General features: G+C 48.9%; 11 protein-coding genes. 5 read left to right on the plus strand and 6 right to left on the minus strand.

All coding sequences use genetic code 11. The features are described 5' to 3' along the window. Nucleotides 1-13: 13 nt before the first annotated feature. From VHA_RS11890 to VHA_RS11910, 5 genes are read left to right on the plus strand one after another with little or no spacing between them, the layout of a single operon-like run. Entirely contained in the window at nucleotides 14-1,333 is a 1,320-nt protein-coding gene (locus VHA_RS11890; protein WP_040528839.1) for a TolC family outer membrane protein, read from the plus strand. A gap of 3 nt (nucleotides 1,334-1,336) precedes the next feature. After that, on the plus strand, nucleotides 1,337-1,930 hold the full coding sequence (locus tag VHA_RS11895) for an OmpA family protein (RefSeq protein ID WP_005504629.1): 594 nt from the start codon (nucleotides 1,337-1,339) through the stop codon (nucleotides 1,928-1,930). Between the two features lie 16 nt (nucleotides 1,931-1,946). After that, complete coding sequence (locus VHA_RS11900; RefSeq protein WP_005504633.1) at nucleotides 1,947-2,615, plus strand: transglutaminase-like cysteine peptidase; 669 nt, start codon at nucleotides 1,947-1,949, stop codon at nucleotides 2,613-2,615. Nucleotides 2,616-2,621: 6 nt separating this feature from the next. After that, nucleotides 2,622-4,553 (plus strand): bifunctional diguanylate cyclase/phosphodiesterase, encoded by a 1,932-nt coding sequence (locus VHA_RS11905; RefSeq protein WP_040528841.1) that lies wholly within the window; start codon nucleotides 2,622-2,624, stop codon nucleotides 4,551-4,553. Next, the gene (locus VHA_RS11910) at nucleotides 4,546-6,663 is read left to right on the plus strand and encodes a type I secretion system permease/ATPase (RefSeq protein WP_005504637.1); all 2,118 of its coding nucleotides are present in this window, start codon (nucleotides 4,546-4,548) and stop codon (nucleotides 6,661-6,663) included. Before VHA_RS11905 ends, VHA_RS11910 begins: the two co-directional genes overlap by 8 nt. Before the next feature lie 109 nt (nucleotides 6,664-6,772). Here VHA_RS11910 and VHA_RS11915 read toward each other — a convergent pair whose 3' ends face one another. The 6 genes from VHA_RS11915 to VHA_RS11940 all read right to left on the minus strand — a co-directional run bounded on the left by VHA_RS11915 (nucleotide 6,773) and on the right by VHA_RS11940 (nucleotide 14,504). Continuing rightward, nucleotides 6,773-8,431: a flagellar assembly protein A gene (locus tag VHA_RS11915; protein WP_040528843.1), complete on the minus strand. Its 1,659-nt coding sequence runs from the start codon at nucleotides 8,429-8,431 to the stop codon at nucleotides 6,773-6,775. A 283-nt stretch (nucleotides 8,432-8,714) separates the two neighbouring features. Then, a complete protein-coding gene (locus VHA_RS11920) occupies nucleotides 8,715-9,101 on the minus strand; it encodes a hypothetical protein (protein ID WP_005504642.1) in 387 nt (128 codons plus the stop codon). Between the two features lie 275 nt (nucleotides 9,102-9,376). After that, nucleotides 9,377-10,129 (minus strand): phosphatase, encoded by a 753-nt coding sequence (locus tag VHA_RS11925; RefSeq protein ID WP_005504644.1) that lies wholly within the window; start codon nucleotides 10,127-10,129, stop codon nucleotides 9,377-9,379. 9 nt (nucleotides 10,130-10,138) lie between these two features. Next, on the minus strand, nucleotides 10,139-12,223 hold the full coding sequence (locus tag VHA_RS11930; RefSeq protein ID WP_005504646.1) for a GNAT family N-acetyltransferase: 2,085 nt from the start codon (nucleotides 12,221-12,223) through the stop codon (nucleotides 10,139-10,141). Nucleotides 12,224-12,320: 97 nt separating this feature from the next. Beyond that, nucleotides 12,321-13,292, minus strand: coding sequence for a ParB/RepB/Spo0J family partition protein (locus tag VHA_RS11935; RefSeq protein ID WP_005504648.1), 972 nt, complete (start codon nucleotides 13,290-13,292; stop codon nucleotides 12,321-12,323). A gap of 3 nt (nucleotides 13,293-13,295) precedes the next feature. Beyond that, entirely contained in the window at nucleotides 13,296-14,504 is a 1,209-nt protein-coding gene (locus tag VHA_RS11940; protein ID WP_005504650.1) for an AAA family ATPase, read from the minus strand. Nucleotides 14,505-14,586 lie beyond the last annotated feature (82 nt).

Below are 14,586 nucleotides of genomic sequence, written 5' to 3' on the forward strand. Positions count from 1 at the left end.
AGGGGGATGTGTTTTGAAATGGAAAAAGCTCTTAATCGCTTCAACAATAAGCTCACTCTGCACGCCAGCGTGGTCCATGTCTGTCGAACAGGCGGTAATGACAACCATTGCCAACGATCCTGAACTGAAAAGTGCCTTTAATGATTTCATGAGCAACCGTGAAGACATTGAAGCTGCCGTGGGAGATTACCTGCCCGACGTGAACCTGAATGCAGGTATAGGTTTCGACCGTATCGACAACAGTGCCACACAGGCGAGCAGTGACAAAGAATTCAATCCCCGCGAAGCCAGTATCAGCCTGACACAGCTTATCTGGGATGGTAAAACCAGTGACAATATCGACCGTACCGAGTTTGAAGCCGAAGCCCAGCGCTATCAGTTACTCTCGGATGCACAAAACAAATCTCTGGCAGTGACCGAGGCCTACGTTGCAGTGTTGCTGGCCCAGCAACTACTGTCACTCTCAGAAGCCAATGTCGAAATACACGAAAAGATACTGGCTGACATTACTCGCCGTGCTGAATCTGGCATTGGTTCAACCGCCGATCTGTCACAGGTGCAGGCACGTGTTGCCCGGTCAGTAAGTAACATGTTAGCCGCACGCAGCAACCTGGATGACGCAAAGACAGCATTTATGCGACTTGTCGGTGTCGACATCAAGGATCCGGTCGACCCTGAGGTGGACGCGCTATATCTGCCACAAACTCAGGCAGAAGCAATGGAAGTGGCCTTTTCCACCAACCCAGTACTCAAGCTTGCCACCTATGATATTGATGCAGCGCGAGCCCAGTATCGCCAGAACAAAGGAAATATGTACCCCACCCTGTCTTTTGAAGCGAGCCAGAACTGGCGAGATGAATCAGAGGGGATCAATGAAGAGGTCAACGAATTCAATGCCATGTTACGCCTTCGTTTCAACCTCTATAATGGCGGCACAGATGCTGCCAATACCCGTCGCAGCGCCCACCAACTCAGTAAGTCGAAAGAAATATTCGGCAACGCTTCTCGCCTTTTAGGGGAAAGTACGCGCCTTTCATGGAGCGCGTACCAGCTAACCGAACAACAAAAGACATACCTTGCACAACATGTAGATGCCGCATCTGAAACTGTGATTGCCTACGAAAAACAGTTCAGGATCGGGCGCCGCACCCTGTTAGACCTGCTCAATACCGAAAACGAGCTGTTCGAAGCAAGGCGAGCATTCCTTAATGCCTACTACGCTAATATTACGGCCAAATATCGAGTACTCAACAGCATGGGCACCCTGTTGGATGCCCTGCGGGTTGATATACCTGATGAATGGCTACACCCTGTCATTGAGAAAGAAGGTTAACCCATGAAACACGTTTTGCTTATCAGCAGCATTCTGATTGTGCTTGGCGGCTGCTCCCTCTCCGCTGACGAGCCTCCCCTGGCTGAGCAACGTTCCGATCTGTTTGACGCAGACAGCGATGGCGTGATCAACGCCCGCGACTTGTGTGATAACACACCGCAAGAAGCCGTTATCGATAATGATGGATGTCCAACCTATCTTTTACTTGAAAGTAACAACTCACTGAGGATCCAGTTTGCAAACGACTCTGCAATTGTGGAACCTGCTTACCGTGAAGCACTGGACAAAATGGCTGGATTCCTTAAGCTTTATCCCGAAACCTTTCTAGAACTTCAAGGACATACAAGCTCTCCGGGGTCAGATGATTACAACCAGAACTTGTCCATCCAACGTGCCAAAGCAGTCCAGGCACACCTGATAGAGAAAGGCGTTCCAATCGACCGTCTCACCCTAATAGGTCTGGGTGAAGGCGATCTCATGCTGGCCGACAACACGGAAACCACGCAGTTTGTGAACCGCCGCGTGGTCGGTCGCGTCAAAGGATTTAAAGGGGATATCAAGGAAGCATGGACCATCTTTACCCAGCGGGAACAATGATGACTGAGGTCGCCTGATGCGCAAGCGGGCTGCCTTGTTTTTCATCTTCCTGTTGCCATCGATTGTCACGCTTGCACTAGGGAGTACTGACACCCAGTGGGTCAACAAAGTAGCAGCCTTTTATGGTGAAAGAGCGGGAAAACGCGTCGCAACATGGCGAAACCTTGTTGCACAATCGGCGGCTTTGTCTGAACGGGAAAAGCTTGCTGTAGTTAACAACTTTTTCAATCAGCTCTACTTTGTCGATGATATCGACTTATGGGGAAAGAAGGACTACTGGGCCACACCGCTGGAGTTTCTTGGCAGCGCGGCAGGAGATTGTGAAGATTTTAGCATCGCGAAATACTTCACCCTGCGCGAGCTTGGTATCGACGATAAAAAGCTGCGTCTTGTCTACGTCAAGGCCATCAAACTCAACCAGTTCCATATGGTCGTGGCCTATTACCCCACCCCTTCCTCCGAACCTGTACTGTTGGACAACTTGGATCCTGAGATAAAAAAGGCCTCAAAACGGCAAGATCTGCTCCCTGTATACAGCTTTAACGGTAGCAGGCTATGGCTCATGAAAGAACGCGGTAAAGGTGAACTTGCAGGTAAATCTTCGCGTCTGGGATTGTGGAACGATCTCCGGACACGAATGGGAACTGTGAAGCTGAACAAACCGATCAAAAACTATGATGGGTAAACGTCTATGACTTTATACCGGCAATTATTTACATGGATGTTAGCAATATTCTTCCTGCTGATACTGGCAGTGACAGGCATTGAGCTAAACACCACACGTAATTTTCTGCTGACTCAGCAATCGGCTGAGGTGAACAACACAATCAACTCGATGGGTCTTGCTCTCGCACCTTATCTTGAGGATGGCGATAAAGTGGCTGTTGAATCGGTTATCAATGCCCTGTTTGATGGCGGCTTTTACCAGGAAGTGCGCCTGAGAATGCTCTCGGATGGCAGCGAGATTATTCGCAAATACCCAATACACGTAGAAGGGGTGCCCGATTGGTACACCCGCCTTGATCTGTTTCCTTCCATCGAAGAAGAGCGCACTTTCACCAGTGGTTGGCTACAGCTGGCTGAAGTCCACGTTGTTTCTCATCCAGGATATGCCTATCAACAGATGTGGCGATCCACCATCCAGCTCAGTGTCTGGATTGGTATTCTTTTTGTCATCGCTATGTTTGTGATTGCGTTGCAACTCAGTCGATCTCTGCGTCCCCTAAAAACCATCACCAGCCGTGCCAAAGACATCGCCCGCAACAAATTTGGCGAACCGATTCCACTGCCTCCGACCACTGAGCTAAAAACAGTCGTCCGGGCCATTAACCAGATGAGCAGCCAGCTTGAAGCCTATTTTGAGCAGCAAGCCAAAGAAGCCGACAGGCTTCGTGAACATGCGTACCGCGATACCGTCTCGGGCCTCGGAAACCGCAGTTTTTTTATTGGCCAACTCAAATCCTGGTTGTCGGAGTCCGGTATCGGCGGTCTGGTGATGGTGAAAGTCGACCTGATCACCGATACCTATCGCAATCAGGGCTTCACCCAGGGTGATGCATTGGTAGGCCAGTTTGCCAAGAAACTCAACACTACGCTGACCGATGCCGATTGCACGGCTTCTCGGATCTCTAAAGACGAATTCGTGATTCTCGCACCCAACGGTACCGGGGAAGATCTGCAAATCATTGGTGAGAGTGTGATGGCCATTGTCAATGACATGCAACATGACCCCATGGGGATCAGCCCACCGAAAGTCGCCATTGGCCTTGCCGTGAACAGTGTTGACAACCGCGATGCAAGTGCTTTGTTGTCACAAGCAGACAATGCGCTGACTCAGGCACGCAATACGCCAAATCATCCTATCTTCCTGATTGACCAGACCGAGAATGATGCATCAATGGGCAAACAGCAGTGGAAGGCGCTGATTCTGGATGCCATGGCGCACGACTGGTTCACATTTAAGTTTCAGCCCGCATCCAGCAGCGACCAGGCCGTTATCCATCAGGAAGTGTTCTCTGCCATTGAAAAAGGCGGACAGTATTATGGTGCAGCCCATTTCCTTGGCGCGGTAGAACAATTGGAGTTGGGCGAATCGTTCGACCGCTATGTTGTCAGCAACATGATTGAGCGCCTGACTGACGATCCGGACCTTGGACCATTGGCCGTTAACCTGACCCAAAACAGTGTCACCAACCCCTCGTTTATCCGCTGGTTGACCACCACAATGCAAAAACACCGCAACATGGCAGGTCGCCTGTTTTTTGAAATCCCCGAAGGTGTCTTTGTCCGTTTCCCTGATCACGTCAGCTTGCTGACCGAGCAGGCACACCGCTTTCGCTTTGGTTTTGGTGTTGACAACTATGGCCGCAACTTCCAGTCGCTTGATTATCTCAATAAATTCAAGCCTTCCTATGTCAAGATCGATTTTGCTTACACCAGCAATCTAAACGACGAGTCGCAAAGCCATGTGCTAGCCTCAATATGTCGTACGGCACATAACCTGAATATCACGACTATCGCAACACGCGTAGAAACGGAAGCGCAGCTAAACAAGCTTTCAGAGTTGTTTGTGAATGGCTTCCAGGGCTTTATCTTCGAAAAGAAATCAGACAATCATGGTTAAAGACCCCTTGCTGCAATCTCTGGTGTATGTCAGCCGATACTTCGGTCAATCCAACTCGCCAGATGCTTTGATCTCCGGCCTGCCGATTTCTGATGGTTATCTCTCCCCGTTTCTGTTCCGGCGAGCGGCGGAAAGGGCTGGTATCGATGCCAAAGAGAGTCGCCAAACGTTAGGCTCCCTGTCACCGATGCTTTGCCCCTGCATTTTGTTGCTGAAAGACAACCAGGCTTGCGTGTTGCTAAGCATTGACCATGAGACCGGTGAAGCAGAAGTCGTCGAGCCACTGACGGACACCTCACCGGTAGCTCGCAAGATTGACGATCTCGAAGATGACTACTTAGGCAGAGTCTTCTTGCTGAAAAAGCAGTTCCGGTATGATGAACGTTCACCGGAAATTCTTAAAGAACGTCAGGGCCACTGGTTTTGGAGCACACTCTGGGAGTCACGTTCTATTTATCGCGACGTGCTGATTGCCTCAATTTTTATCAACGCATTTGCGATTGCCACTCCCCTTTTTTCCCGGATTGTTTACGACAAAATTGTGCCAAACCTGGCGTTCGATTCACTCTGGGTGCTCGCCACTGGGGTGTTTGTTATCTTTCTTTTTGATTTAGTGCTTAAGATGCTGCGAAGCTACTTTATCGATATCTCAGGAAAGAAATCCGATCTTCTCATCTCTTCCCGTATTTTTGAAAAAGTCATGGGTATTCGCATGGAAGCCCGGCCACCGTCCGTGGGGGCCTTTGCCCGCCACATGCAGGAATTCGAGTCGATACGCGACTTCTTTACTTCTGCTTCTGTTTCCACGCTGATTGACCTGCCCTTTGCCTTCTTTTTCCTGCTTATTATCTGGATTGTCGCTGGACCTTTGGTAATTGTTCCTATTATGGCGGTACTGCTTCTGATGCTCCATGCCGCCCTTATCCAAAAACCATTACGTCATACCATCGAAGAAGGCTCGCGGCTTTCTTCGCAGAAAAATGCCAACCTGATTGAAAGTCTTACTGGCCTTGAAACCATCAAACTGTTCGGCGCTGAAAGCCAGTTCCAGTACCGCTGGGAAGAAGCTGTGGCCCATATGGCCAACTGGGGGATCAAAACCCGTCGCCTGACAGACTCCGTCCAAAATGCTGCTGGCTTTATCCAGCAGTTTGTTAATGTTTCAATGATTGTCTTTGGGGTGTACCTGATTTCTGCCGGTGACTTATCAATGGGCGGCCTGATTGCCGCCACCATGTTAAGCTCACGTGCAGTAGGCCCCATGGTTCAGTTGTCGTTGCTATCAACCCGCTATAACCAGGCCAAATCAGCGATGACGATCATCAGCCAGCTGATGGATATGCCTTCCGAGCAGGAAGAGGGAAAGCGCTACATTCACCGTCCGATTATCCGCGGGAAAATTGAATTTGACCGCGTTAACTTTCATTATCCAAATTCAGATATCGCCGCGTTACGTGATATCTCTTTCACCATCCTTCCGGGAGAGAAGGTTGCTATCATCGGCCGGATTGGTTCAGGGAAAACAACGCTTAGTCGCTTATTAATGGGCCTGTATCACCCCACAGCGGGCTCAGTACGTATCGATGATACCGATATCAGCCAAATCCATAACATCGATATACGGCGTAGTATAGGCTGCGTACCACAAGACCCCGTGCTTTTCTTCGGCTCGATTCGCGATAACATTACCCTAGGACGACCGTTGGCGGATGATAGAGACATCCTGGATGCAGCCAACCGTTCAGGTGTTACGACCTTCACCCAGCGAGACCCGGCGGGTCTTGAACGTCAGGTTGGTGAAGGGGGAAATCAACTTTCCGGTGGTCAGCGCCAATCTATCGCGATTGCACGCGCTATGCTAGGCCGTCCTCCTGTCTTGCTGTTGGATGAACCAACCAGTGCAATGGACAACCGTTCTGAACAATACATTAAACAACAACTATCATCCTTGCGCCGGGATGAAACCCTGATCATTAACACCCATAAAACTGGCATGTTGGATGTCGTGGACAGAATTATCGTGGTGGAACAAGGCAACATAGTGGCTGATGGGCCTAAACTTGCAGTGCTTCAGGCTTTGAAAGATGGCAAGGTCCAAAAAGTGGGTTAGAAACGAAAAGACACCATTAAGTGCTTTTCAGGCTACACAATTTTACAGTGTAAATAGTGCTAAAACGTTAGGCGGACAAAATGGGATACCAGCGCGTCTGAGATATCGGCTATGACAACTCAATTTTAATTTCCTTGCCATCGGTGACCAGCTTGCAAGGACCGTACTCATCCACCAGGTTGATTGATGTCTCTCCTATCTGGCAGTACACCCCCGGAAAACTGTTTTTATAGACTTCAATAAAATAACGCCCATAAAGGGTGCTAAGCTCTGACGAACTGTTTTCTATCTTGGCTTTGATGTCAGCAATACGTTCAAAGTGGTGCGTTTTTGTCCAGGCGAGACGTTCTATCAGTTCATCAGGACGTTTGTTTGCTGGTTGTTGTAACAGCTTCATTTCAGCATCTTTAACTTTCATCAGCTGTTCATGCTCGTGATCCAGCTCCTTGGACAGGTTTAATGTCTGCGACATCAAATCACTGAGCCCAGTAAATGCGTGAACGTAAGTATGGACGCCAGAAGCCGCCCCCAGGGTTAACACCTTCACACAACAATGCGCCACATGCGTTCCGCCGGTCAACGCACCAGTGCGTTTGTTGTCATCACACACTATCAGGTTGCTTTCAGTAAAGGTGCGGCAATGCATCGCATGCTGACTGATGGTGATATCCCCTTTGGCTTCTATTTTTGCATATTGGGCAAACTTTGCGACCACAGACCCATTTGACTTCAGGCTGGTGGTGATCTCTTTCTCGCTCTGTACCTGCCTGCCAAGAATACCGTTATGAATAATAATGTCGCCGCCCGCCACCAGATTGGCAGACTCGACGACACCGCCGACAGTGATAGATCCCGTGGCATTAACTTTCATTCCCGCATTTACATCGCCGTTGATAATGACACTGCCTTCAAAATCCACATGCCCTGTCGCTACCGTTACTGATTTCATACATAATGCATTGTCTACTTCAACACCGTCAGGATGAAGGATGGGTAATCCCGCGACTTCTGCAACAATCACGTTCTCATCGTTATTACTGAACTTACTCCCCGGATACAGTTTCAGAGGAAGGTCATTGCCGGGCGTCGTTGGCAGGATTTCGCCGCTTACACGAAACCCCTCAATGCCTTTGGTAGGAGGAATTCGTTTTGCAATGGGTTGACCTTCCTGTACCGTGATCATTTTACCGAGATCGCGCATATCGACGGTACCATCTTCCCTTTCCTGGGGACGTAATATGCGAGATTTACTGTCTTGAACCAGATAAGCAAGCTTGGAGTCATCACCCGGGATGGGCCATTTACCGTTTGCGATAGGTACTTCCAGGTATTCACCGGGCTTGAGACGTGCAGACGCAGTCAGTAGCTTTTGCAGGGTTTGTTTCTTTACACCACGTACAATTTGTGCACTTTTGAGCGCCGAGAGAAGATCATTGCCTTTAATAGGCTCACCGCCACATGCACCATTAACCCGAAGGAATGCCGTCATTTTTTCGTCATCAAAGCGTGCGCTGACACTGGCGTCACGACGCTCGGCGACAACGACATCATCTGGCTCCCCCTTCCATTCATCGTTGGAAGCATTGATCTTATCAAGCACTGCTTCAATGGTTTCTTCAAAGCGAAAAAAGCTAGCAACCTTATGTCCTACCAGCCAATCAATAATGTGCTTTTTTTCAATGTTGGGGGCATATTGGTCTGCCTTAGGTACCACAGTCATGTATACCCTACGACCATCATTTGACAGCCGCAAAAGCTGTTGCAGCATGTAATCCCCTAAACAAATACACTAAAAATACGAACGAACGTCACACTCGCATTCTACCTAGATGAAACACGTTGACAGAAATACCTCGATACCCAAGTTAGAATCAGATCGCATTAAATTACTGACCTTTGACTCATTTAAGATACTTGTGTCATATAAATGAATTATAGAGAGTTTTGGCTGATATGCTGCCTTGTCATGAAAGAATCATCGACGTTTGGCGAGAACAAAAACGCACATCAAGGCAGTGCGCTTTTAAATCAGGAAGTTACCTATATCAAGGTTAAACAGATAACTTGTTGTGGCTTTCATCTGATAGCCACTCATTAAGGCTGAAGCCGTATCTTAACTTGCCATCAAGCTCAACATTCCGATAGATAAGAGAGCCTTTAAGTGAGGGAAGATCAACCACTTTCAAGCTATAGCTGACATCAAGATCAATCTCATCTGTGGCTAACAACCCCATTCCACTGCGGCTAATATCACGAATAATGACAGGATAACCAAAATCATTGTCTTCGCAATCATGATCTAAAGGTGGCGTCACCACATAAAGACGGGCGAGAATACCGCCGCTGCCTAATTCAACACGCTCCTGAAAACGTTGGCATTGACTCTCCCCCCCTGACTTTTCGATCAGGATGTCGCAGAGTTTATCATAATCATTCATTTCACCGCCTCCCGCACCGCTAAGGTTCCTTCCCGAAGTGACGCTTTGATAATCTTTAGCCAGCCCCGTTATTAATGTTACGCATGATGGCGAAACCGGAATACTGACGTTTAATGACTGGCTACTTTTATTTGAAATTAGCGAACACCAGTATCAGTAAAAAATGCAAACGTAACCATGAAGTATATTTATGTTTCAATGCATTGGCTGTATTGAATGTTAGATAAAAGCACATGAACTTGAGGCTGGCACCCCGCCACATTTACAGTGTAAATCTAAACGTCCCCCATCATTTCAGCAACACGTTTACAACGAATACCAAAACGCTTCTTTTGAAAAGCGTCAAACAAGGATGAATCGCTGGTAATGACCTGATCTTGAGAGAGTCCAACACGCTGGATCAACTCAGCCACACTGGCAAAATTACCGATATCATGGCAAAAATGCGCATCCGATCCTGTTGTTATCCAAGCCCCCTTCTCTTTGGCTAATACCGCGATTTTCTCGCAATAAGATTCGCTCCCTTGTCTGGAACCGTTCAATGAAGAATTGTTCAGCTCTATGGCAACACCATGCGTTACTGCCGCATCAACCACTGCCTCAGCATCAATAGGATAGGAAGGGTTTCCAGGATGGGCGATAGCATCGACAAGTTGAGAGGCAATCGCGCCAATCATCGCTCGGGTATGAATGTCTTTGTTTTCCGGGCGGAAGACGGCTTCATGCAAACTCGCGTTAACCCACTCCATCTTGGCGTAAACATAGCAGGGCATATCAAGTTCACCTTGTACATCCATGATATTTGCCTCAACACCACGTAAAATATGTACGCCGCACAAGGTATCAGGAATCACCTTCTGATTAACAAAGTGCCAATAGTGCGGCGCACCAGGCATGGTACTCGCATGGTCAGTGATACAGAGGTGGCTCAAACCAACTGACTTAGCCACCTGGGCGTTTTCGATGATAGTACTGTAAGCATGACCACTGGCCACAGTATGGGTATGTGTATCGACGACAAATTTCATCTGTTATCCTTATTTTGTCAGTTGATGTTGGATCCAATCCCGTATTGCCATTTCCGTATCTTTTCTTCCCCGAAAACCAAAATGCTTTGCGACACGCTCCCAAGATTGACGTTGCAGCAACTTGGCAACCATAAGTGTACACACGTTATCAGTTTCATCCTGGATAGGAACTGTGGCAAGCAGATGAATAAACCATTGCCACAAACTGCCTGTGACTAAATCGTAACCCAGCTTTCCGTCAGCAAAAAGGGACACTTGGTTCATAGCATTTTCATCGATGGAAACAGCCTTGGGACTTCCTGTCAGCAACAAAGCGACCAGATCACTGTCCATATCGGCAAACTGTTCCGGAAGTTGATGCTCAAGATTAAGATAAAAAAGAGCACGTAAGGCTTCAAACCAATCCGGAGCTGTCGATATGGCCTTTGCCAACTGCAGAGAATACGTCCCGCTGGCAGCATCCCGTTGAACGCCAAGCCGCAATGGCAGGTATCCCAATTTCGACCAGAATTGCCACAATGTGGGCGTGATACCAAAACTGGTTCCTGTGACAGCAATACCTTGTTTCAACGCAGTTTCTTCAAAGTATTTGACCAGCGAACGGGCAATCCCTTGGCGACGGAACTCAGGCAACACTGCAAGCCGAACAATTCGAAGCATAGGTTCAGCCAATACTTCTGCCAAGCCAGTATGAGTGGCCAGACTCTGAGCCAGTAAGTGCCCTCTTAGCCGGCGCTCACCGCGCGCTACAGCCTGAGCGAGTGACGGTTCAAACCCGCCCTCCATACTCGCCAATAAAGCACCAATAAGCACGCCGTCGCAGTAGGCCCCCAGTATCACCAAATGCTCTCCATCAAGCAGTTGTACCAAATCATTGGGTGATGTCTGGTAATGGGCGGTGACCAGAAGTGAAAACAACTGTCGTAACTCGGCTTCGTCTTGCGCAAGCGCAGTCTGACTTAATGTCTGGTATGAAACAGAGGCTTGGGTATTTGCGGGGAGAGCAGGCTCGACATCAAACAAAAAAGCCTCGAAGAGCCAACGTTCAAGCGGATCTTGTTGCGCCCACCTGACTGGCTCTGTGAGCCTGATTTCCCGCCAACCTTTGGCTTCTGTGTCAAGTAGTGTACGAAAGCGCGTGCTGAATGAACGCCCCGTTCCTTCATAACCATGTTCGGTCGATGAAAATACTACGCGGCTATAGTGCCTTACTATGTTACCGAGCATAGGAAGAGGGATCGCCGCCGCTTCATCGACCAACAGCAAGTCGCATATTGGCCTTTCACGTAGCAAGACGTCTGGCGCGATAAACTCCAGCCTTCCCCCGCTTTCATCAACCAGTGAAAACTTGCCTTGTGCTTGCAACGCACCACGCTGTCTCGCATGAGAGAAAAGGGCGTCAACATTGGCGAAACGCGGGGAAGTGACGATAATTTTTTGAGTCCCGTGACGAAGAATCTCCGCCGCCGCAATGCCCATGGCTGACGATTTTCCCCTTCCCCGATCAGCCACCAGTAGTGCAGGGCGGCGTCGATGTCCACGCAATACCCGCTCAATCGCCTCCACTGCCCGCTGTTGTGATACGGTTTTCCCTGTTACTGGATCAAGTTGGCGGCTTTGATGCAGACACACATCACCCAACGGGAATTCGTGATCGCCGTTTTGGCGACAGATAGCAACAGCGGGGTGTTTAGCGAGTTGCATCAGACGGTTGTCGAAACGACGCAGACCGGTACGATGTTCCTTACCGGCAATCAGCACCAGCAACCCACCACCACGAATACACCCTGCCGCCGCACACAGTTTTTCTATATCCCACACGTGACGAATATCCACCGCCAACGAGCCCGTTTCTTGTCCCAGCATTTGCTTTGCGCGCGACCAGGGTATCGCCCCAACAAACTCAGAATCATCGCTGATCACCGTTATCTCATTGATCATCCCCAACGTTTGCACGATGAATACATCGTCACCGAAAAGAAAAACAGGAAAGCGGACAAAACCATCTCGGGCTTTGTCAGTAAGCATTTGCAGAAAGCTGAAAGATTCGTGTATCACAGTGTGGCCGTTTATCAATAAGTCCCCAGTCATCATAACGGAAAGCAGGGTGGGGCAGCCACTAATCAGGTAGTTTACAAGCAGAGCATAAAAAAACGCGCCCGGGCAGGGCGCGCTTAGCGTGCTTTTGCGTTCACTGACTCAAACGCGATTTGATAAAAGAAAAGATCGCATCGGCATCCTCATCGCTCAGCTTTTTAAGGTTTATTGCCACTGTGTCGCCTTTACGGCGATAGCTGGCACGTCCTTTAACCAAGTCAATTGCAGGAACTTCAGGCCTGAGAGCAGCAGGCTTGAGAGCATCACACCATTGTTCCAAAAGTAACGTCACTTCCCGGGTAATACGGCTGACACCGGTAGCGTCTACCGATTGCCAAACAGGTGCACCTTTCAGCTTCGCCAGCAATGCTTCTTTTTGCTCATCTGTGAGTGAAAAGTAGAGTCTATTGAGCTTAACGATAGTCGGACGACCTAACTCAGCAACACTCGGGTAAGCCTGCAGCAAGGGCAGGGGCAATGCGGCCGCTTTCAGTGCGCCACTGACCAAGGCTTCACTACACTGACACACTTTTGCCAGTTCTTTTTGATCAGCAACATCGCCACGATCTAACATGGCCTGCATTTCCTTTCCGCGCTCGTAAAGCGACAGCGGTTTATGGGCATTTGCCACATCTGACAAGAACTTCGCATGCTTGCTGTTAATGCCCCTCGCGACGTATACCAGAAAATCCTGGCCAGCAAGAATACAGGACATACGACGACGGCTGCCGTCGAGTACTTCAATGTTGTCATCTTCCCGCCAGCGGCCCACCGCCGGATACTGCTGCCCACGATCTTTTAACGTCGTGAGGATGTCCTGGAGCGCCAGTTCGTTGAGGAACGATTGCTCACGGGCGTTTTCAGCAAAAACGGACGTCCGTTTCTCAACGTCTGCTGCAGGTACGCGCACCAATTCAAATTCAACCGTCGCTTCACCTGCGACGGAAAGTTCAATCACCGCCGCTTTTTCAGACGCAGCTTTTTGTGCTTCTTGCGCGGTGGTCGCCCGTCGTTTGTCTGCTTTACCAAAAAGACGAGCATTCAATTCTGAAGTCTTAATCGCCATTTATCACTCCTGGTTTCGCTGCGACCAATGGCTATGGAGCACACGTTCAAGCTCCAGCCCGGCACGATGTACCGCTTCCTGCGCTGTTGAAAGAGTTTTCTTACCGCCTTCGAAGTCCTGGGCGGTGAGATCAAAAACAGTACTGTAGGTATCAGCACACGTTTCAAATGCACGGCTGCGGGGAATAGTCGCCATCATCACCTGATCACCCAACAGGTAATTCATTTCTGTCAGCACCGACACCTGTTTTTTGTTGTCATCTTCAAACATAGTAGGTACCAGTCGGACAAACTCCAAGCCCGGCCAGTCTTCCGGGAACATTTCATAAACGGTTGGAAGGTGCTGGAAAAAGTTGACCGTAGATGCCCAGTCAAGACGTTTAGCGGCACACGGGATCAACAAGGCATTGGATGCGTACATGGCATTCCACACCAAGGGGTCAATGTGCGGTCCAGTGTCTATCATGATGATATCAAACTCATCCGCAATCACATCAATGACCTTCTCTTTCAGCAATTGAACGATGTCCAGGGAACCATTCGTCGCCAGGCTCTGCCACGCTTCAGCGTTAAACATCGCGTCTTCCGGGAATGCCGCAATTGTTTTCAGGTTGGGGTACTGTGTCGGCAACAGTACATTTTTCATCATGAATTCTTTGTCAGGCGTTTGCGGCGTATTATCAAGCATTACATCCACTGCGGAATAGATACCTTCTTGCTCGGTAATACTAATCTGCGGGTTCAGAAAAAGGCGAAGTGAGCCTTGGGGATCAAGGTCAATCAAACAGATGCGATAACGTTTTTCCAGGTTCAACGCCATACAGGCCGCCATATGAACCGCACTCATTGATTTACCCGTCCCCCCTTTTTGGTTCTGGATGTTAATCACCCAAGGTTTGTAACCCGCACCTTTACCTTCATGAAACGCAGGGATATTCGCCGCTTCCATAATTTGATGGGCTTCCTCAAGGGTAATAGAGTAGTGGTTCGCGTTGTTCTTGGTGAACTGGTGGCCGGCTTCTTCCATGCGGCTGATGGCTTCATCCAGTTTCCGACGGGTAAGGCCAGAGCGGGTTTCCATCAATGCTTTCGACATGGGTGGAAACAATTGGTCATGACGTTCCTCCATCACGATCTCAATACGGTCAGCCTGAACCTGCTTGGTTTGCTCTGCAATAGTTTGCAGGTTTTCTATTGTCTTTTCCCTATTCATTTTTCTTTTCGCCTTAGAAGAAAATTAAAACAAATTGTACAGTAAAATGCATCACACACAATAAAAAGCTGAACATACTGCA

The sequence above is a fragment of the Grimontia hollisae CIP 101886 genome (assembly GCF_000176515.1).
Lineage (GTDB): Bacteria > Pseudomonadota > Gammaproteobacteria > Enterobacterales > Vibrionaceae > Enterovibrio > Enterovibrio hollisae.

Coding starts and splice junctions, on each gene's coding strand:
- VHA_RS11925 (WP_005504644.1), bottom strand. CDS start 10,129: ATGAAATTTGTCGTCGATACACATACCCATACTGTGGCCAGTGGTCAT.
- VHA_RS11915 (WP_040528843.1), bottom strand. CDS start 8,431: ATGCTGCAACAGCTTTTGCGGCTGTCAAATGATGGTCGTAGGGTATAC.
- VHA_RS11920 (WP_005504642.1), bottom strand. CDS start 9,101: ATGAATGATTATGATAAACTCTGCGACATCCTGATCGAAAAGTCAGGG.
- VHA_RS11935 (WP_005504648.1), bottom strand. CDS start 13,292: ATGGCGATTAAGACTTCAGAATTGAATGCTCGTCTTTTTGGTAAAGCA.
- VHA_RS11940 (WP_005504650.1), bottom strand. CDS start 14,504: ATGAATAGGGAAAAGACAATAGAAAACCTGCAAACTATTGCAGAGCAA.
- VHA_RS11895 (WP_005504629.1), top strand. CDS start 1,337: ATGAAACACGTTTTGCTTATCAGCAGCATTCTGATTGTGCTTGGCGGC.
- VHA_RS11905 (WP_040528841.1), top strand. CDS start 2,622: ATGACTTTATACCGGCAATTATTTACATGGATGTTAGCAATATTCTTC.
- VHA_RS11930 (WP_005504646.1), bottom strand. CDS start 12,223: ATGATGACTGGGGACTTATTGATAAACGGCCACACTGTGATACACGAA.
- VHA_RS11910 (WP_005504637.1), top strand. CDS start 4,546: ATGGTTAAAGACCCCTTGCTGCAATCTCTGGTGTATGTCAGCCGATAC.
- VHA_RS11900 (WP_005504633.1), top strand. CDS start 1,947: ATGCGCAAGCGGGCTGCCTTGTTTTTCATCTTCCTGTTGCCATCGATT.